The sequence below is a fragment of the Streptomyces sp. NBC_00536 genome, from assembly GCF_036346295.1.
Classification (GTDB): domain Bacteria; phylum Actinomycetota; class Actinomycetes; order Streptomycetales; family Streptomycetaceae; genus Streptomyces.
The window spans coordinates 6057407-6076972 of record NZ_CP107819.1 but is presented as its reverse complement, the minus strand read 5'-3'; the positions used below and the strand labels follow the sequence as shown (position 1 = coordinate 6076972).

The 19566-nt window shown below is 73.5% G+C and carries 16 protein-coding genes; 4 read left to right on the top strand and 12 right to left on the bottom strand.

The annotated features are described in order from the left end of the window. Window positions 1-43: 43 nt before the first annotated feature. From OHS33_RS27100 to OHS33_RS27090, 3 genes are all read right to left on the bottom strand, one after another. Window positions 44-700: a GNAT family N-acetyltransferase gene (locus OHS33_RS27100; protein WP_330333007.1), complete on the bottom strand. Its 657-nt coding sequence runs from the start codon at window positions 698-700 to the stop codon at window positions 44-46. Window positions 701-716: 16 nt separating this feature from the next. Beyond that, window positions 717-2678, bottom strand: a complete 1962-nt coding sequence (locus OHS33_RS27095) for an IucA/IucC family protein (RefSeq protein WP_330333006.1) — start codon at window positions 2676-2678, stop codon at window positions 717-719. A gap of 115 nt (window positions 2679-2793) precedes the next feature. Further along, entirely contained in the window at window positions 2794-4167 is a 1374-nt protein-coding gene (locus OHS33_RS27090) for a diaminobutyrate--2-oxoglutarate transaminase family protein (RefSeq protein WP_330335227.1), read from the bottom strand. A gap of 478 nt (window positions 4168-4645) precedes the next feature. On the opposite strand from OHS33_RS27090, the gene OHS33_RS27085 reads away from it, so the two are divergent. Then, window positions 4646-5827, top strand: coding sequence for a trypsin-like serine peptidase (locus tag OHS33_RS27085; protein ID WP_330333005.1), 1182 nt, complete (start codon window positions 4646-4648; stop codon window positions 5825-5827). Window positions 5828-5925: 98 nt separating this feature from the next. Here OHS33_RS27085 and hflX read toward each other — a convergent pair whose 3' ends face one another. From hflX to miaA, 6 genes are all read right to left on the bottom strand, one after another. Then, window positions 5926-7431, bottom strand: coding sequence for a GTPase HflX (gene hflX, locus OHS33_RS27080; RefSeq protein WP_330333004.1), 1506 nt, complete (start codon window positions 7429-7431; stop codon window positions 5926-5928). Between the two features lie 203 nt (window positions 7432-7634). Beyond that, on the bottom strand, window positions 7635-9086 hold the full coding sequence (locus OHS33_RS27075) for a M1 family metallopeptidase (protein WP_330333003.1): 1452 nt from the start codon (window positions 9084-9086) through the stop codon (window positions 7635-7637). 120 nt (window positions 9087-9206) lie between these two features. Further along, window positions 9207-11330, bottom strand: a complete 2124-nt coding sequence (locus tag OHS33_RS27070; RefSeq protein ID WP_330333002.1) for a RelA/SpoT family protein — start codon at window positions 11328-11330, stop codon at window positions 9207-9209. Between the two features lie 141 nt (window positions 11331-11471). Beyond that, window positions 11472-12353: a diaminopimelate epimerase gene (gene dapF, locus OHS33_RS27065; protein WP_330333001.1), complete on the bottom strand. Its 882-nt coding sequence runs from the start codon at window positions 12351-12353 to the stop codon at window positions 11472-11474. A gap of 72 nt (window positions 12354-12425) precedes the next feature. Beyond that, window positions 12426-13016, bottom strand: coding sequence for a hypothetical protein (locus OHS33_RS27060; RefSeq protein ID WP_330335226.1), 591 nt, complete (start codon window positions 13014-13016; stop codon window positions 12426-12428). A 132-nt stretch (window positions 13017-13148) separates the two neighbouring features. Continuing rightward, window positions 13149-14087: a tRNA (adenosine(37)-N6)-dimethylallyltransferase MiaA gene (miaA, locus tag OHS33_RS27055; RefSeq protein ID WP_330333000.1), complete on the bottom strand. Its 939-nt coding sequence runs from the start codon at window positions 14085-14087 to the stop codon at window positions 13149-13151. Window positions 14088-14261: 174 nt separating this feature from the next. Between miaA and OHS33_RS27050 the strand changes: the two genes are divergently transcribed. Beyond that, complete coding sequence (locus OHS33_RS27050; protein ID WP_330332999.1) at window positions 14262-14468, top strand: gliding motility protein; 207 nt, start codon at window positions 14262-14264, stop codon at window positions 14466-14468. Window positions 14469-14494: 26 nt separating this feature from the next. Next, entirely contained in the window at window positions 14495-14740 is a 246-nt protein-coding gene (locus tag OHS33_RS27045; protein WP_330332998.1) for an antitoxin, read from the top strand. Between the two features lie 104 nt (window positions 14741-14844). Here the strand turns inward: OHS33_RS27045 and OHS33_RS27040 are convergent, their stop codons facing one another. Together OHS33_RS27040 and miaB are read right to left on the bottom strand one after the other, a co-directional pair. Further along, window positions 14845-15561 carry a class III extradiol dioxygenase subunit B-like domain-containing protein gene (locus OHS33_RS27040; RefSeq protein WP_330332997.1) on the bottom strand — a complete coding sequence of 239 codons (717 nt, stop codon included), beginning with the start codon at window positions 15559-15561 and terminating at the stop codon, window positions 14845-14847. A 406-nt stretch (window positions 15562-15967) separates the two neighbouring features. After that, a complete protein-coding gene (miaB, locus tag OHS33_RS27035) occupies window positions 15968-17461 on the bottom strand; it encodes a tRNA (N6-isopentenyl adenosine(37)-C2)-methylthiotransferase MiaB (protein ID WP_330335225.1) in 1494 nt (497 codons plus the stop codon). 99 nt (window positions 17462-17560) lie between these two features. Here miaB and OHS33_RS27030 point away from each other — a divergent pair, with 99 nt between their 5' ends. Next, window positions 17561-18556 (top strand): TAXI family TRAP transporter solute-binding subunit, encoded by a 996-nt coding sequence (locus OHS33_RS27030; protein WP_330332996.1) that lies wholly within the window; start codon window positions 17561-17563, stop codon window positions 18554-18556. A 15-nt stretch (window positions 18557-18571) separates the two neighbouring features. Here OHS33_RS27030 and OHS33_RS27025 read toward each other — a convergent pair whose 3' ends face one another. Further along, window positions 18572-19507, bottom strand: a complete 936-nt coding sequence (locus OHS33_RS27025) for an ROK family protein (RefSeq protein ID WP_330335224.1) — start codon at window positions 19505-19507, stop codon at window positions 18572-18574. Window positions 19508-19566: the final 59 nt, after the last annotated feature.

Below are 19566 nucleotides of genomic sequence, written 5' to 3'. Positions count from 1 at the left end.
CTCGGGATCGGGAACTTAGCTGCGTGACGCAGAGTTTCTCTGGTCAGAGGAGATTGCGCAGGGCCCTCTCACGGATCATCAGGGCGGCGCGCTTCTCGGGGAGGTCGATTTCCGCGGAGCAGCGGAAACCGGAGTTGAGAAAGGCTGATACGGAGGGGGTGTTGCGCATGTCCGGTTCGGCGATGACGCGCGTGCAGCGGGGACGGTTGTCGAGCACCAGGTCGGCGACGGCCCGGAGCAGGGCGGTACCGAGGCCCCTGCCGCGGTTCGTTCCGTCTCCGATGAGCAGGTGGATACCGGTGTCGTGGGGGCGCGCCGGATAGTGGCGCGCGAGCGGGTCGAGGTCGGCCCGGTAGATCTCCCAGTAGCTCATCGGGGTGCCGTTGAGAACGCCCAGGCAGGGAATGCTGCGGCCGTCCCCGTCGAGCTGCTCGCACAGATGGGCCGCGGTCCTGGAGACGGGACCGGCGAGGTCCCAGAAGGCGGCCACTTCCGGGTCGTTCATCCACCGGGTGAGGAGATCCAGGTCGCGTTCGAGGCGTACGGGCTCCAGCCGGAAGGCACCGAACGGGGTGGCGGCGGCGCCCCAGGCGGCCGGTGACTCCAGGAGGTCGGCCTCGGCGAGCAGCGGCAGCAGCTCGGCGGGGAAGCGCAGTTCGAGCGTGTCGTCGGCGGCGGAGCCGACGTCGAGGGAGGGCATGTGGCTCTTCTCCGCGTCAGTCGTGAAGGGGGTTGGCGATGGTGACGTAGACGGACTGGGTGTCGACGGGGCCGACGAGTTCGTCGAGGCCGCCGAGGCGGGTGAGCAGATTCGCCTTGCACCGCAAGGTGGGTGAGTCGAGCAGCTGTGCGGGAAGCGGTCCGAGGGCGGCGGCCTTGCCGAGGAAGCGGCGGAAGGCGGCGAGCAGGACGCACTCGTCGGCGAGCCGCTGGGAGCCGAAGGCCCCGATGAGGCCGAACACGTTGTTGATGGCCAGGTAGTAGGCGAAGCGTTCGTCGGTGACGGCGTCGGGGACGAAGGTGTCGCTGGCGCTGCCGATTCCGGGCAGCCGGTGCTCCAGTTCCGTGCGGTGGGAGTCACGGAAGTAGTAGCCCTGGTTGTCGCGGTAGCGGCCGCCGATGGGCCAGCCCGCGGGGTCGAGCAGGACCAGGGTGTTCTGCTGGTGCGCTTCGAGGGCGATGCCCGCGAGGGCGTCGAGGGCGAGCACCGGCAGGACGACGTGGTCGAGGTAGCGCAGGAACCACTCCGCGGCGACGGCGGGTGCGGAGCGGCCGGTGGCGAGGGAGAGCGTGGCGACCAGGTCGGCCAGGCGCGAGCGCATCGTGGTGCGGCCGGGCCGCGGCCGGGGGGAGGTGAGCGCGGCGACGCAGACGGCGTCGTCTCCCGGACGGAAGGGGTTGTGGCGCAGCAGGGCGTCGAGGCCGGGGACGGGAGTGCCGTCCGGAGCGTCGACGGCGACCCAGGCGGGGTCGCGCACGATGTCGAAGCCGGGGTGGACCGCCTGCCACTCCTCGACCAGGCCGGAGCGCAGCAGCCGGTGCACCTCGACGCCCCGGTGGAGTTCCTTGCGGAGGTTCTCCCGGCGGGAGTTGGTGATGCGCAGGCCGAGCGACAGTTTGATCATCGCTGTGGCGCCGGGGCGGTGGACGGTGCGGATGGAGGAGGTCGGGAACCAGGGGTCGCCGTGCGGCCCGAGGTCGTGCAGGAGCCCCGCGTCGAGGAGGGCGGCGACGGCGGGGCGCTGGAAGAGGTCGCGGGCCTGCCAGGGGTGCAGGGGAAGGGGGGTGGTGCCGTCGGGGATGCGGAGTCCGGGGGCGAGCCTGCCGAGCAGCCGTTCGGCGGGGACGAGACGGCCGCGTTCGGTCCAGGCCGAGTCGGTGGCGAGGACGGAGGGGTCCACCGCGGTCCAGTGCAGGGGGAAGGAGCCGTGGAGCTCGGGTGAGTACTGGCGGAGTTCCGCCTCGGAGAGGCCCTCGCGGCTCTTCGGGGTGGGGTGGAGGGGGTGACCGAGGAGCAGGGACTGCTCGGCGGTGAGGAAGAGGTCGCCGCCGACAGGGGCGGGGGCCGCGGGACGCAGGCGCCGGTCGGCGATGAATTCGGCCGTGCGGCGCACGGAGTCGGCGACCCGGCCGACCAGGTCGGCGCCGCCGCGCCCGCCACCCTCGCGGGCGATGAGTCCGGCGAGGGTGACCGCGTCCAGGGCGGGGGCCGTGGCGGGGGCGCCTTCGAGGCGGGCGGGGGCGAAGCGGTGCCAGCCGGCCGGGGACCAGTGCCGGACCGCGACGAGCAGGGCCGTGCCGGAGGCGGGAAGGGGGATGCGCAGCAAGGTGCCGCGGGGGCCGTCGGGGCGGCCGAGCCCGCTCTCGCGGACCCAGCACCGCAGCAGGTTCTCCACGGCCGCCGCCTCGGCCGCGACCGCCGGGTCGGGGTGGTCCAGCAGGTCGGGCAGGGCCAGCGGATCGGGTCCGGCCAGGCCCGCGCCGACCCCGGCCGCTCCCGGGGCGGTGGGGGCCGGGGCGGGTCTGGGGGTGCCGTCCTTCTGCCGGGGGACGGTGGCCGGGGGTGCCACCGCGGCCTGCGGTGACACCGCCTCCGGAGCCGGGGCCGGGGCCGAGGGCGGGGTGTGCTCGGCCGGGTCCTGGGGCTGGTGCGGCAGGGGATCGGGGGTGGAGGTCACGGGGGTTCCTTGCGGAGGCTCGGTTCGGAGTTCGGCGGAGGCTCGGTTCGGAGTTCGGAGTTCGGAGTTCGGCGGCGCGGGGTCGGGGCGGCACGGGGTCGCGTCGGCGCGGGGCTCAGGAGTGCCGGGTGCGTTCCGCCGCGGTGAGGGCGTCGGCGAGGCGGTCCAGGACGGCCGCGGCCTGCTCGTCGGTGATCGTGAGCGGGGGCAGCAGCCGTACGACGCTGGAGTGGCGCCCGCCCAGCTCCACGATGAGGCCGCGGTCCAGGCACTCCTGGCGCACGGCGGCGGCGAGGTGCGGGGCCCCACCCTCCGCTCCGGACCCGGCCGTGCCGTCAGGCGCGTCACCCGCCTGGCCCACCTCACCCGCCTCGGGGTCGACGAGTTCGACGCCCAGCATCAGGCCGCGGCCGCGGACGTCGCCGATGCAGGGGTGCTCGGCGGCCAGCGCGCGCAGGGCGGTGAGCATCCGGTCGCCCACCTCGGCCGCACGCGCCGCCAGGCCGTTGCGGCGGACGTGCGCGAGGGTGGCGGTGCCCGCGGCCATGGCGAGCTGGTTGCCGCGGAACGTACCGGCGTGGGCGCCCGGCTCCCAGACGTCCAGTTCGGCCCGGTACACGATCACGGCGAGCGGCAGGCTGCCACCGATCGCCTTGGACAGCACCATCACGTCCGGGACCACCCCGGCGTGGTCGACGCCCCAGAAGGCACCGGTGCGCCCGACACCGGTCTGCACCTCGTCGGCGATCAGCGGGATGCCGCGGGCCGCGGTGATCTCGCGCATCCGGCGCAGCCAGCCGTCCGGGGCCGGGATGACCCCGCCCTCGCCCTGGACCGGTTCGAGGATCATCCCGGCGGGCTGGGGGACCCCGCTCTTGGGGTCGTCCAGGAGGCTCTCGGTCCAGCGGGCCCCGAGCCGGGCGCCCTCCGGCCCGCCGACGCCGAACGGGCAGTCGTAGTCGCGGGGGTAGGGCAGCCGGGTCACCTCGACGTCCCGGGCCCCGCCGGAGGCGGCCAGGGCTCCGGCCGTCATGCCGTGATAGGCGCCGGTAAAGGCGAGCAGCCCGCTCCGGCCGGTGGCGGTGCGGACGAGTTTGAGGGCCGCCTCGACCGCGTCCGTACCGGCCGGTCCGCAGAACTGGACGCGCGCGTTCGCCGCCAGGCCGGGCGGCAGGTTCGCGAACAGCTCCGTGGTGAAGGCGTCCTTGACCGGTGTGGCCAGGTCGAGGACGTGCAGCGGGGCCCCGGAGTCGATGACCTTGCGGATCGCCTCCAGCACCACGGGGTGGTTGTGTCCCAGGGCCAGGGTTCCGGCGCCGGACAGGCAGTCGAGGTAGCGGCGGCCGTCGGCGCCCTCGATGGTCATCCCGCGGGCCCGGACGGGCACGATGGGCAGCGCCCGGGCGTAGGTCCGGGCGGCCGACTCCCGGAGCGACTGCCTGCGCAGGATGCCCTCGGTTCCGCCGACCGTGCCGCCCCCCGGCGGCACGGAGGGAGCCGCGGGAACCGAGCGCCCGCCCTGTGCGGGCACGAGCGGCAGGGATTCCGCGAGCGCGGGGGCGGAGGCGGGCGTGGGCGCGGGGGCGGGGGCGGGGGCGGGCGGGACAGGTGTGGACGGGGCAGGGGCGGACGGCGCGGGGGCGGTCCGTGCCGCCGTCGCGGCCGGCTCGGTCAAGGCCACGGGTGTCGGTCCTCCCACTTGGATCGCCCTGTCACGTGCTCCCGTGCGCAGGTGCCCTGTTGCTCAGGTGCTCTTCCGGATTGCGTCTCGAACACGAACGCCGCTTCCCCATCCCCCGTACGTACCAACGACGATGACGGCGGCGGATCACGGGCGGGCGCCAAGATCCTTGCGGAGAGGGGCCGTCCGGGCCGCAACCGCCGCCCCGCCCGGCGTCGTCCCCCAGGGCATCGGCATAGTGGGGGGCTGCACTCCACGCCTCGACCCATCCAGGGGGATTCACGACATGCGACGACCGAACCGACCGGTCACCGCCGTACTGTGCGCGGCCGCGCTCGCGCTGACCGCCTCGGCCTGCGGACCCGGCAACGGTGAGGCGGGCAGCGACGCCAAGCCGACCGCTGCGGCGAGCCTCCCGTCCGGATCCGACACCATCAAGATCCCGGACGAGCTGAAGGACAAGCTCAAGCAGCACGGCTTCGACATGGACAAGTGGAAGGGGGGCGAGTGGAAGAACTGGAAGAAGGACCAGTGGCTCCGCGAGGCGGGCGACTACATCAACCCGATCATCGCAGGCCTGTGGGACCCGGACCGGATGCGTGACGCCGACGTCCCGCCGGACCGCCCGGTCACCGACCCGGACCTCGGCAAGGACCAGGGCGTCACCGACCCGACGCCCGACCCCGTGACCGCGAAGGCGGCCGCTCCGCCCTTCCACCAGAGCGTCCCGGAGGCCGGCAAGGTCTTCTTCGACGGACCCGAGGGCTCCATGGTCTGCTCGGCGACCGTGGTCAAGGACCCGGCGCACCCCGGCAAGTCCAACATGGTCTGGACGGCGGGCCATTGCGTGCACGCGGGCAAGAGCGGCGGCTGGTACCGCAACATCGCCTTCGTGCCCTCCTACAACAACTCCGGCAAGTCCGCGGCCCAGCTCAAGGGCGCGAGCCGGGACCAGGTGGCGCCGTACGGCGTCTGGTGGAGCGACTGGGCACAGACCTCGGACCAGTGGATCGCCCAGGGCGGTCCGACCGGTGGCGCGGGCGCCCCGTACGACTTCGCGGTGCTGCACGTGACCCCGGAGGCGGGCGGCGGCAAGTCACTGGAGGAGACGGTCGGTTCGGCCCTCCCGGTGGACTTCAACGCCCCGGCCGTGGGGAAGGTCGCGGGCATCACGGCGACCGGTTTCCCGGCGGCGGCCCCGTTCGACGGCCAGAAGGCCTACCAGTGCACCGACAAGCCGGGCCGGCTCTCGCTGGACGCGTCCGCGCCGGTGATGTACCGCATCGGCTGCACCATGACCGGCGGTTCCTCGGGTGGCGGCTGGGTCGCCATCGGCGGCGACGGCAAGCGCGCGCTGGTCTCCAACACCTCCATCGGCCCGGTCAAGGCGGGCTGGCTGGCCGGTCCGCGGCTGGGTCCCGAGGCGAAGGGCGTCTATGACGCGGTGAGCGGCAAGTTCAAGAAGTAGGAGCGGCTGGAAGCCGGAAAACAGGGAGGGCCCCCGCGATCGCGGGGGCCCTCCCTGTTTCCGGCGCCACCGGTGCTCCGGCGCTATCCGCTATCCACTCAGTGCTTCGCGGGGACGTACGGAGCCAGGTCCGCCGCCAGTTCCTGGTGGACCCGCGCCTTCAGCAGGGTGCCCTCCGGGGTGTGCTCCTCGGAGATGACCTCGCCTTCGGCGTGCGCCCGGGCGACCAGACCGCCGCGGGTGTACGGCACCAGCGCTTCCACCTCGACCTCGGGCCGGGGCAGTTCGCTGTCGATGAGCGCGAGCAGCTCCTCGATGCCCAGGCCCGTACGGGCCGAGACGGCGATGGAGTGCCGCTCGATGCGCAGCAGTCGCTGCAGGACCAGCGGGTCCGCGGCGTCCGCCTTGTTGATGACCACGATCTCGGGCACATTGACCGCGCCGACCTCGCGGATGACCTCGCGCACCGCCGCCAGCTGCTCCTCCGGCGCCGGGTGCGAGCCGTCCACGATGTGCAGGATGAGGTCGGAGTCGCCGACCTCCTCCATCGTGGAGCGGAACGCCTCGACGAGGTGGTGGGGCAGGTGCCGGACGAAGCCGACGGTGTCGGCCAGGGTGTAGATCCGGCCGCTGGGCGTCTCGGCCCGGCGCACGGTCGGGTCGAGGGTGGCGAACAGCGAGTTCTCCACCAGGACGCCCGCGCCCGTGAGGCGGTTGAGCAGCGAGGACTTGCCCGCGTTGGTGTAACCGGCGATGGCGACCGAGGGCACCTTGTTGCGGCGCCGTTCCTGCCGCTTGATGTCACGGCCGGTCTTCATGTCCGCGATCTCGCGGCGCATCTTCGCCATCTTCTCGCGGATCCGGCGCCGGTCGGTCTCGATCTTGGTTTCACCGGGACCACGCGTGGCCATGCCGCCACCGCCGCCGCCACCCATCTGCCGGGAGAGCGAGGCACCCCAACCGCGCAGTCGCGGCAGCATGTACTGCATCTGCGCGAGCGCGACCTGCGCCTTGCCCTCTCGGGACTTGGCGTGCTGGGCGAAGATGTCGAGGATCAGCGCGGTCCGGTCGACCACCTTGACCTTGACGACGTCTTCGAGGGCGATGAGCTGGCCCGGGCTGAGCTCGCCGTCGCAGACGACGGTGTCGGCACCGGTCTCGGTGACGATGTCGCGCAGCTCGCGCGCCTTGCCGGAACCGATGAAGGTGGCCGGGTCGGGCTTGTCACGGCGCTGGATCACGCCGTCGAGGACGAGGGCGCCCGCCGTCTCCGCGAGTGCGGCCAGCTCCGCGAGGGAGTTGTCCGCGTCCTGCACGGTGCCGGTGGTCCAGACGCCGACGAGGACCACGCGCTCCAGGCGGAGCTGGCGGTACTCGACTTCGGTGACGTCTTCGAGTTCGGTGGAGAGGCCGACGACGCGGCGCAGCGCGGCGCGCTCGGAGCGCTCGAACTGCTCGCCGTCGCGCTCACCGTCGATCTTGTGGCTCCAGGCGACGTCCTCTTCCATCAGGGCATCGGCCCGAAGGCTCTCGGTGAAGCTCTGCGCGTCCTTCGCCTCGGGCGAGTCCTGCGCGTCCTGGGAAGGGGAAGAAGAGGAGGTCATTGGATCCTTACGTCGTTTTCGGATGGTTCCCGCGCCGCTGCCCGGAGGGGTGTGCGGCGCCTACGTACAACGTGTCACACCGGCCGGAGATTCCCCACGGGGGCCCGGCCCTGCGGCCGCGTCGCCGACCTGTCGATGGTGACATGCCCGTTCCCCGGCCGTCACACCCTTTTCTCCCGGGTACGGTCGGCCTCCCGATACGGTCAGGTGGTCTTCGGCGCGCTCCACTCCGGGTGTCCGGGCATCGGCGGGGTGGTCTTCCCGTACAGCCACGGCCGCAGGAAGGCGCTCAGGTCTTCCCCGGCCACCTCCGAGGCCAGGCGTACGAAGTCCTCCGTGCCCACCACCTGGTCGGCGTGCTCGCCCACCCACCGGCGCTCCAGCTGCTCGAAGGCGGGCGTGCCGATCTTCTGGCGCAGGGCGTAGAGGACCAGGGCGGCGCCGTCGTAGACCACCGGCCGGAACAGGCCGATCTTCTCGCCGGGCGCCGCCGCCTTGGGCTCGGCCGGGGGACCGCCGGCCGCCCGCCACTGGTCGGAGCGCTGGTAGGCCTCGCGCATGCGGCGTTCCAGTGTGTATTGGCCGAGCCCGTCGGCGTACAGGGCCTCGTACCAGGTGGCGTGTCCTTCGTTGAGCCACAGGTCGGACCAGGTGCGCGGGGTGACGCTGTCGCCGAACCACTGGTGGGCCAGTTCGTGGACCATGATCGAGTCGACGTACCACTCGGGGTAGGCGGGGTCGGTGAAGACCCCGCGTTCGAAGAGCGAGAGGGTCTGGGTCTCCAGCTCGAAGCCGGTGCTGGCGTGCGCGATCAGCACCCCGTACGTCTCGAAGGGGTAGCGGCCGATCCGCTTCTCCATCCACTCGATCTGGGCCGGGGTCTTCTTCAGCCAGGGCTCCAGCCGGGCCCGGTCCGCGGTCGGGACGACATCGCGCAGCTCCATCCCGCGCGGGCCCTCGCGGTGGATCACGGTGGAGGCTCCGAGCGAGACCTGGGCCAGCTCGGTGGCCATGGGGTGCACGGTGCGGTACGTCCAGGTGGTCGCCCCGGCGGAGCGGGCGGCCGGGAGCGCCGGGAGGACCGGCAGCCCGTTGGCGACCGCGGTCGTGCCGTTCGGGGCAGTGATCCGGAAGGTGAAGAAGGCCTTGTCGGCGGGGTGGTCGTTGCAGGGGAAGACCCGGTGGGCGGCGTCCGCCTGGTTGGCCATGGCCAGTCCGTCCGCGGTGGTGACCCAGCCGCCGTCCCCGCCGCCGCGCGGGTCACTGGTGTGGTGGATGGTGATGTGCAGCGGCTCGTCGGCTCCGAGCGGGCGCTGGGGGGTCAGTACGAGGTCCTCCCCCGCGCTCGCGAACGGCGCGGGCCTGCCGTTGACCTCGGCGGACAGGACCTTGCCGCGGGCGAAGTCCAGGTTGACCCGGTCCAGCGCCGTCAGGGTGCGGGCGTCGATGACGGTGACCGCGTCGAGCGGGGTGCGGTTGTCCTTGTAGGTGAGGGACAGGTCGTACGAGCGCACGTCGTACCCCGGGTTGCCCAGCTCCGGGAAGAGCCGGTCGCCGATGCCGAGGGGCTGCGGCGGGGGCAGTACGGCGGCGACGAGGGTGAGGGAGGCTGCGGCGAGCAGGGCGGCACGCAGGCGGGAGGTGGTGAGGCGCATCCCCACCGCATACCAGCGCCCGCCGCCCGGGCCCGGGCGGCGCGTCGGCGACGCGTTCGGCCCCACCCGAAGGGGTGGTTCCGCCCCGGCTCCACCCCCTCCACCACCCTCGGGCCCCCGCTACACGCGGCTCACGTCGTAGACCCCCGGCACGTCCCTCATCGCCCGCATCAGCCCCGGCAGCCCGGTCGCGTCGCGCAGGTGCAGCGTGTACGTGTGGCGCACGCGCTGCTCGACGGGCGCTTCGACGGTGGCCGAGATGACCTCGACGCCCTCGTGGGCGATGGCCTCGGTGAGGTCGGCCAGCAGGTGCGGCCGCCCGAACGATTCGGCGACCAGGGTGACCCGGCAGTCGGCGGTGGCCCGCCAGTGCACGGCGACCGGGGTACGCCCCACCGAGCGCATCTGCTCGACGGCCGGGCAGGCGATCCGGTGCACGGTGACGGCCCCGCCCCGGACGACGAACCCGGCGACGGAGTCGGGCGGCACCGGCGTGCAGCAGCCGGCGAGCCGTACGGGCGCGTCGGGCAGGTCCGCCACGGCGTTGCGCCCGCCGGGCCGCAGGCTGACCATCGGCAGCGGCGCCCGGGGCGGCGCGGTGGGCGGTTTGACGGCGGCGGGGTGGGACTGGAGCCAGGCGCTGATCGCGATCCGGGCCGCCGGGGTACGGGCGTGGTCGAGCCAGTCGGCGGCGGGCCCGGAGGAGGCGTCGTGCGCGAGCAGCAGCTGGACGGTGTCGGCATCGGCCAGCGGGGTGGCCAGGGAGGTGAGGCGCCCGTTGACCCGGGCGCCGATACAGCCGTGCGCGGCCTCGCCGTACTGGGCGTAGGCCGCGTCGATACAGCTGGCCCCGGCGGGCAGGCTGATGGTGCCGTCGGCGCCCCCGCCGTCGGCCCGGAAGACGGTGATCTCGCGGTCCTGGGCCAGCTCGGCGCGCAGCGAACTCCAGAAGGTGTCGGGGTCGGGCGCGGACTGCTGCCAGTCGAGCAGCCGGGAGAGCCAGCCGGGCCGGGTGGGGTCGACCCGCTCCTCGTCCCCGTACCCCTCGCCCGCGCCGCCCGCGGTGCTCTGCGTCCCCGGTGCGCCCAGGGCGGCGGCCTCCCCGAAGATCTGGGGGTTGCCGAGGGCGACGACTCCGGCTTCGGCGACCCGGTGCATGCGGTGGGTGCGGACGATGACCTCGGCGACGTTGCCCTCGGGGGTGGCGATGGCGGTGTGCAGGGACTGGTAGAGGTTGAACTTGGGTACCGCGATGAAGTCCTTGAACTCGGAGACGACCGGGGTGAAACAGGTGTGCAGCTCCCCCAGCACCCCGTAGCAGTCGGCGTTCTCGGCGACGAGCACGAGGAGCCGGCCGAAGTCGGAGCCGCGCGGTTCGCCGCGGGTGAGGGAGATGCGGTGGACGGAGACGAAGTGCCGGGGGCGGATCTGGACCTCGGCCTGGATGCCGGATTCGCGCAGGACCGCGCGGAGGGAGTCGGCGATGCCGGGGAGCGGGTCCCGCTCGCCCGCGTGGGCGGCGATGAGGGCGCGCGTGCGCTCGTACTCCTCGGGGTGCAGGATCGCGAAGACGAGGTCTTCCAGCTCGGTCTTGAGGGCCTGTACGCCGAGCCGTTCGGCCAGCGGAATGAGGACGTCCCGGGTGACCTTGGCGATGCGGGCCTGTTTCTCCGGGCGCATCACGCCGAGGGTGCGCATGTTGTGGAGCCGGTCGGCGAGTTTGATGGACATGACGCGGACGTCGTTGCCGGTGGCGACGAGCATCTTGCGGAAGGTCTCGGGTTCGGCGGCGGCGCCGTAGTCGATCCGCTCGACCTTGGTGACGCCGTCGACGATGAAGCAGACCTCGTCGCCGAACTCCTCGCGGACCTGATCGAGGGTCACGTCGGTGTCCTCGACGGTGTCGTGGAGGAGCGAGGCCGTCAAGGTGGTGGTCTCGGCGCCGAGTTCGGCCAGGATCAGGGTGACGGCGAGGGGGTGGGTGATGTAGGGCTCGCCGCTCTTGCGCATCTGGCCGCGGTGCGAGGTCTCGGCCAGCACGTAGGCGCGGCGCAGCACGGACAGGTCGGCGTCGGGATGGTGGGCGCGGTGGGCTTCGGCGACGTGGCCGATGGCATCGGGGAGCCGGTCCCGGGACGTCGGCCCGAGCAGGGCCGCGCGTCCCAGCCGGAGCAGATCGAGCCGCGTCCGGCCACGTCTGCGGAACTCGGGTCGTGCGTCGGGGTTCGTGGCCTCTGCACTCATGGGGCACCTCCGGCGGCTTCGACCGGCGGTGGCGGGCATGGGGTGAGCCCTCAGGGCCGGTGCCTGATGCTACCGACCCCACCACGTGGCGCAGTCCAGCTCTCGCTCAGCGTGAAACGGATCACCCATTAGAGGGAAGCTCTAGCCGAAAGCCGTTTCGGTGAGCCAGGCCGCGTCGAACTCGCCCGCGGCGACGATGACGGCCGGTCCGGTCATGTCCACCGAGCCGTCGGGGTGCTCGGTGATGACCAGGGTGCCGCCGGGCAGGTCGACGGTGTACGTGGCCTGCTCGCCGGTGACGGCGGGGTCGGCCCCGTCGCGGCGGGCGGTGGCCACGGCGACCGCGCAGGCGCCGGTGCCGCAGGAGCGGGTCTCGCCGGATCCGCGCTCGTGGACGCGCATCGCGACGTGCCGGGGGCCGCGGTCGACGACGAACTCGACATTGACACCCGTCGGGTACGCGGACGCCGGGCCGAAGGCGGGGGCGGCGAACAGGTTCCCGGCGTCGTCGAGGGATTCAACGAAGGCGACGGCGTGCGGGTTCCCCATGTTCACGTTGCGCGCGGGCCAGCTCTTCGGGCCGACCGTGACGGTGACCTCGCCCTCGGGCAGGACCGCGCGGCCCATGGCGACGGTGACGGAGCCGTCCTTGTGGAGGTGGACCCGCTTGACGCCGCCGCGGGTGGCGACGGCGAGGTCGCCGGCCTCGGCGTACCCGGCGTGCTGGAGGTAGCGGGCGAAGACGCGGACGCCGTTGCCGCACATCTCGGCGATGGAGCCGTCGCCGTTGCGGTAGTCCATGAACCACTCGGCCTCTTCGGCCATCGAGCGGGCCTCGGGGTGCGCGGCGGAGCGCACCACGTGCAGCACCCCGTCCCCGCCGAGTCCGGCCCGGCGGTCGCAGAGCCGGGCGACGGCGGCGGCGGGCAGGTCGATGGCGTTGTCCGGGTCCGGGACGATCACGAAGTCGTTCTCGGTCCCGTGGCCCTTGAGGAACGCCAGCGGCGCGGTGGTGGTGGTCACGTTCACATCGTACAAACCCGCGGCGCGCGCGAAGTCGGCCGGGCCGGTCGGCCGGGCCGGACCACCGAGGGGTCAGCGCAGGCGCGCCACGCGCAGGACCGCCAGGGCCGCCAGGGCCAGAACGACCACCGCGTAGAGGCCGGCGATGCGCCAGTCCGGGCGGCGGCCGGAGCCGCGGGCCGGGAGCCCGGGCCAGGTGTAGCCGACGCGGCGGGCGGCCATCATGCCCCAGCCGCCGGCGCAGGAGCTGATCAGCAGGCCCAGCATGGCGACGACGGCGCCGCCGTCACCGAACTCGAAGGCGAGCGGGAAAGCGAACATCAGGGACCCGGCGGCGGCCAGCATCACGATGGGCGCGATCTGCCAGATCCGCAGGCGGCGCTGCGGGCGCAGTTCGACCTCGAACTCGGGGGCCTGCGCGGCCGCGGCGTCGGCGGCGTCCAGTCCCGTCAGGCCGTCCAGACCGCCCGGCAGACCGGCGGTGCCGGGCAGGCCGTCCAGGCCCGCGAGCGCGTCGGGGCCGTCCGGGCCGTCGGGAGTCAGACGCACGGGTTCGGCGGGCAGACCGAGTCCGTCCTCGGGCAGATCGAGTCCGTCCTGAAGCACCGGATCCGTTTCCTGCCGGTCGCGCTCCCGCCCGGTGTCTCGAGGGCCGGCCTCCATCGCCACGCGCCCTCCCCACTCGGACTTCGTACGTTGTCGATCACCGCCGGTGTCCACACCGGCCTGAGTTTGATGATGGCACGGCCCCGGGCTCCGAACAGGCGCCCGGAGCGTCCCGATGCCATCACGTGATCAGGCTGTGACCGCTCGTTCGACCAACGACTGCGCGAGTCCGGGGAGTTCCGCGCGGTCGCTCGCGGCCCCGCTGAGCCAGTGGACCCGGGGGTCCCGGCGGAACCAGGAGTCCTGCCTGCGGGCGAACCGCTTGGTCGCGCGGACCGTCTCGGCCTTGGCCTCCGCTTCGGTGCAGCGTCCCGCCAGCGCGTCCAGCACCTGCTGGTAGCCGAGCGCGCGGGAGGCGGTGACCCCCTCGCGCAGCCCCTGGGCCTCCAGCGTCCGCACCTCCTCGACGAGGCCGTCCTCCCACATCCGGTCCACGCGCCGGGCGATCCGCTCGTCCAGCTCGGGCCGGGCCACGTCCACGCCGATCTGCACGGTGTCGTAGACGGACTCGTGACCGGGCAGGTTCGCCGTGTACGGGCGTCCGGTGATCTCGATGACCTCCAGCGCCCGGACGATCCGGCGGCCGTTGCTGGGCAGGATCGCGAGGGCGGCGGCCGGGTCTGCCGCGGCGAGGCGGGCGTGCAGGGCGCCGGGGCCGCGCAGGGTGACCTCTTCCTCCAGCCGGGCCCGTACCTCCGGGTCGGTGCCGGGGAACTCCATGGCGTCCAGGGCGCCGCGGACGTACAGCCCGGAGCCGCCGACGAGGACCGGCGTACGGCCTTCGGCGAGCAGCCGGTCGATCTCGATCCGCGCGAGGCGCTGGTACTCGGCGACGCTGGCGGTCTCGGTCACGTCCCAGACGTCCAGGAGCCGGTGGACGACGCCACCGCGTTCGGCGGGCGTCAGTTTGGCGGTCCCGATGTCCATCCCACGGTAGAGCTGCATGGAGTCGGCGTTGACGACTTCGCCGTCGTACCGACGGGCCAGGGCGACGCCCAGATCGGACTTTCCGGCTGCCGTGGGGCCGACGACGGCGATGACCCGCGGTGCGGGGGCTGGGCTTCTCACCGACCCAGTCTCGCAGCCCCCAGTCAAGGCACGGCCATGTACCCGATCGAGTTACGTGACGGGGCGGAAGCGGGGTCGTTGCCCTGGCGAGGTTCCGGCCCGGCGTACGCCCGGCGGTGGCCGGTCCGGCCAAGGCGGAACTTCACCCGCACGAGTAACGTTATGGGAGTAGACATGGGCGTTTTTGATCGGTTTCGCCGGAAGGCCGCGGAGCCTGCCGAGGAGGTCGTCGAGTCGGCCGCCGCGGTGGAGCCCGAGGTGACCGACGAGGCCCCCAAGGCCGAGACGGAGACCCCCGCGCCGGAGGGCGTGGAGATCCCCAAGCAGCAGTGCGCGGAGGAAGCCGCGGACAGCGAGGCCGGTGAGGGCGCCCGTACGTAGGAGCTACTGCCACTGGAAGGTGTCCCATGGGCCTGCTGGACAATTTGAAGGCCAAGCTCGCGCCGGCCAAGGACAAGCTGGGTGACCTCGCGCAGCAGCACGAGGGCAAGATCGGTGACGGTCTCGACAAGGTCGCCAAGGTCGTGGACTCCAAGACCAAGGGCAAGTACAGCGACCAGATCTCCTCCGGCACGGGCAAGGCGAAGGACGCCCTGGGCAAGGTCGCGCACAAGGACCACCCCGGCGGGCCGACACCGCCGGCGTCTTCCTGACGCGATCCCGAAAAGGGGCGCGGGGGTCATCCCCCGCGCCCCTTTTTCGTACCGGGTTTCGTAACGAATTCTCTGTCAGGTCGGGGTCGGGTGACCCGTTCGGCCTAAGACCAGGCAGCGACGAAGTAGCCGACGCCGTAGGGGGCGTCCTCGTACAGCAGGCGGCCCTCCAGGCCCGCGCCCTCGGCGGCCCCGGCGAGCACCTGCCAGGGGGCCCGGCCCGCCGCCTTCAGTTCGGACGCGAGGCCCGGGTCGAGGGCCGTCAGCGCGGCCACGTCGGCGGAGCCGAGGGCGCGGGCGGCGGCCTCGTCGAAGGCCTCGGCGCGCTCGTCCAGATAGCCGGGGGCCTTCAGGGTGCGGCAGGCGCTGCCGTCGCCCATCACGAGCAGGGCGACCCGCTCGGCGCGGGCGGCCAGCTCGCGGCCCGCCTCCAGGCAGTCGGCGGTGTTCAGCGGCTCCTCCACGCCCAGGCCCTCCACCGGGGCCCCTGACCAGGCGGTGTGGCCGAGCAGCCAGGCGGCGACGGCGAGGGACGCGGGGAGCGGGCGCGTGGTCCCCTCCGGGTCCGGGGCCTCGCCCAGGCGTACGTCGCACGCGACGCCGAAGCCGTGGAAGCCGCCGCGGGCGCCCTGCGGGTACGGGCCCCCCGCGTCCGGGTCGGCCGGCCCGACCACGATCAGCCGGTCGGGACGGGAGGCGGCGAGCACCGCGAGGGCGTCGGAGCAAGCGGTGCGGGCGTCGGCGAGTTCACCGGCGGCTCCGGCGGCCACCGGGGGCACGAGGAGGGGCGGGGCGGGGCAGACGGCTGCGGCTACGAGCATGATCGACAGCCTAGTCGCCCACGCCGTGCCGGTGGCCCTGCCCGGGCGCCCATGCCCCGCCGCGGTGCGCCTCCGCCGGGGCCGGCCCGACGGCCCCGAGCCCCGGCCTGGCAGGTCCCCCCGGCCGAGCCCGGATCACACCCCGAAGCCGCCCATGAGCGGGCCGAGCCCCGGGTGCCTCCGGCGGCGCCTCAATCGCCGGCGAGGCTGAGTTTTGCCCGGGCGGCGCGAGGACGCGGCCCGCATCCCCGCATCCCCGCAGGCACGCCTCAAACGCCGGGCGGGGCTGGGTATGCCCAGGCGGCAGGGCGTGCCCCGGTGCATGGGGCACAATCCAGCCCCGTCGGCGTTTGAGGCGCCGCCGGAGGCGCACAGGACCGGCGGTCGGCGGCGGACCGGCGGGCGGTCAGGCGGTGGGGGCCGCGCAGGCGGAGGTGATGGTGGGGAGGGGGGCCGGGACGCCCAGGGTGGGGATGCCCAGCATGACTCCGGCGGGCTGCGCGGGGGCCGCGTTCCGCTTCTCCCACGCGTCCCCGGCACGGGTCCGGCGGACCGCACCCGTCGGCCCCTCGGCCAGCAGGTGGTGCGGGGCGGCGTAGGTGATGTCCACCGTCACCACGTCACCGGGGCGGACTTCCTCGTCCGGCTTGGTGAAGTGGACCAGGCGGTTGTCGGGGGCGCGCCCGGACAGCCGGTGCGTGGCGCCGTCCTTGCGGCCCTCGCCCTCGGCGACCATGACCTCCAGGGTCCGGCCGACCTGCTTCTTGTTCTCCTCCCAGGAGATCTCCTCCTGGAGGGCGACCAGGCGCATGTAGCGCTCCTGGACGACTTCCTTGGGGATCTGCCCCTCCATGTCGGCGGCCGGGGTCCCGGGCCGCTTGGAGTACTGGAAGGTGAAGGCGTTCGCGAAGCGGGCCTCGCGCACGGCGTGCATCGTCTGCTGGAAGTCCTCCTCGGTCTCGCCGGGGAAGCCCACGATGATGTCGGTGGAGATGGCCGCGTGCGGGATGGCGGCGCGGACCTTCTCGATGATGCCGAGGAAGCGGTCCTGCCGGTACGAGCGGCGCATCGCCTTCAGGATCGTGTCCGATCCGGACTGCATCGGCATGTGCAGCTGCGGCATCACGTTGGGGGTCTCGGCCATCGCCGCGATCACGTCGTCCGTGAAGTCGCGCGGGTGCGGCGAGGTGAAGCGGACCCGCTCCAGGCCCTCGATCTGCCCGCAGGCGCGCAGCAGCTTCGAGAAGGCCTCGCGGTCGCCCATGCCGGAGCCGTAGGCGTTGACGTTCTGGCCGAGCAGGGTGATCTCGGAGACGCCCTCGGCGACGAGGGCCTCGATCTCGGCAAGGATGTCGCCGGGACGGCGGTCCTCCTCCTTGCCGCGCAGGGCCGGGACGATGCAGAAGGTGCAGGTGTTGTTGCAGCCGACGGAGATCGACACCCAGGCGGCGTAGGCGGACTCGCGGCGGGTCGGCAGGGTGGACGGGAACGCCTCCAGCGACTCCGCGATCTCGACCTGCGCCTCCTCCTGGATGCGGGCGCGCTCCAGCAGCACCGGCAGCTTGCCGATGTTGTGCGTGCCGAACACCACGTCGACCCAGGGGGCGCGCCGGACGATGGTGTCGCGGTCCTTCTGGGCGAGGCAGCCGCCGACGGCGATCTGCATGCCGGGGCGCTTGGTCTTCATCGGGGCGAGGCGGCCGAGGTTGCCGTACAGCTTGTTGTCGGCGTTCTCGCGGACGGCGCAGGTGTTGAAGACGACCACGTCGGCGTCACCGTCGGAGCCCTCGGGCGCGCGGACGTACCCGGCGTCCTCCAGCAGGCCCGAGAGCCGCTCGGAGTCGTGCACGTTCATCTGGCACCCGTACGTGCGCACCTCGTACGTGCCCTTGGCATCCATGACGTCCACTGCTCCACCCGGCTCCGCGCTGCTCATGTGACAAGGGTAGGCGCTCGGCGCGCCGTGACAGGACGCCGGTCGGCTGGCAGGATCGCGGCCATGCCCCTCGCACTGGACCCGGTCGGCCGGCGCCGCGCCCTGCGGGGCCTGGTGGCCGTGCTGGCCGTGCTCGGGATCCTGCTGTGGTGGCTGTGGCCGTTCGGGAAGGCCGAGCTGCGCGGAACGCTGGTCTTCAGTACGGGCGTGCGCACCGGGGTCTACCAGCGCTACGGGGAGCTGCTCCAGCAGGCGCTCGCGACCGACGTGCCGGGTGTCGACGTACGGCTGGTGACCAGCGAGGGCTCCCAGCAGAACCTGGAGCGGGTGGCAGACGGCAAGGCGGACTTCACCGTGGCGACCGCGGACGCGGTGGCCAAGTACCAGCGCGACGGGAAGCCGGGGGCGGCGCACCTGCGCGGGGTCGCGCGGCTCTACGACGACTACGTGCAGCTGGTGGTCCCGGCGGCGTCGAAGGTCCAGTCGACCAAGGACCTGCGAGGCAAGCGGGTCGCGGTCGGCCAGCCGGGGTCGGGGGTGCGGCTGATCTCCGAGCGGATGCTGGCGGCGGCGAAGCTCGATCCCGTGCGGGACATCACGGCCGTGCCGATCGGCATCGACACGATGCCCACGGAGCTGGAGGCCGGGCGGATCGACGCGTTCTTCTGGTCCGGCGGGCTGCCGACCAACGCGGTGCGGGGGCTTTCGGAGCGCTTCGAGATCCGGCTGGTGCCGCTCGGCGACCTGGTGCCGGAGCTGCAGAACGGCGGCAGTCCGACGCACTACTACCGGGCGGCGGTGATGCCGCAGGACGCCTACGCGCGGGCCCGCAACACCTCGGCCGTGGCGACCCTGGCGGTGCCGAACCTGCTGGTCACCACGGACCGCACGGGGACGGAACTGACCGAGCAGTTCACCCGGACCGTGATCGACAGCCGGGACCGGATCGGCCACGAGGTGCACGCGGCGCAGCTCGTGGACCTGCGGACGGCGATCTACACGGAGCCGCTGGACCTGCACGAGGGTGCCCGCCGGTACTACCGGTCGGTCAAGCCGTAGGGCTGCCGGACGGGGTCAGGCCCGGGCCGGGAGCAGCATCGCGGCCGAGGCGGCGGCGCCGATGAGGCCCGCGTGGGTGCCGAGGGTGGCCGGGACGACCTGGAGCCCCTGGACGAAGGACAGGGTCGCGTACGAGGCCAGGTGGGCGCGGATCGGGCCGAAGAGGGTGTCCCCGGCGGCCGCGACGCCGCCGCCGATGACGACGATGTCGGTCTCGACCAGGGTCGCGGTGGCCGCGATGGCGGCGGCCAGGGCGCGGCCCGCGCGGTCGAAGGCGGCGAGGGCGACGGGGTCGCCGGCCGCGGCGGCCGCGGCGACGCCCGCCGCGCTGCGGTCGGCCCCGGCGGCCGGGGTCCAGCCCTGTTCGAGGGCCCGGCGGGCGATGGCGGTGCCGGAGGCCAGGGATTCCACGCAGCCGCGGCCGCCGCAGGCGCAGGGGTCGCCGTCGAAGGCGACGCTGATGTGTCCGATGTGACCGGCGTTGCCGGTGGGGCCGGGGTGGAGCTGGTTGTTGAGGATCAGGCCGCCGCCGACGCCCGTGGACACGACCATGCAGAGCGCGTTCGCGTGCCCGCGGGCGGCGCCCAGCCAGTGCTCGGCCGCGGTCATGGCCACGCCGTCGCCCGCGAGGACGGTCGGCAGGTCCGCACCGCGGCGGGCCAGTTCGGCGACGACCCGGTCCAGGACGGGGAACTCCCGCCAGGCTCCGATGTTGACCGGGCTGACGGTGCCCCGCGAGGTGTCCACGGGCCCCGCGCTGCCGATCCCGCACCGCACGGCCGAGGACCACAGCGGGTCGGCGGCGAGATCGGCGACGACCTCGGCGACCGCCGCCATCACCGTTTCGGCGTCGGTCCCGCGCGGGGTGGGCCGCCGCGTGGTGGCGGTCATCGTGCCGTCGGCGTGCACCAGGGCGCCGGCGATCTTCGTACCGCCGATGTCGATGGCCACCGTCGGCCCGGCGGCCTGGGCGACCCCGAGGCGGGGGGCGGGGAAGGCGGAGGTGGGAG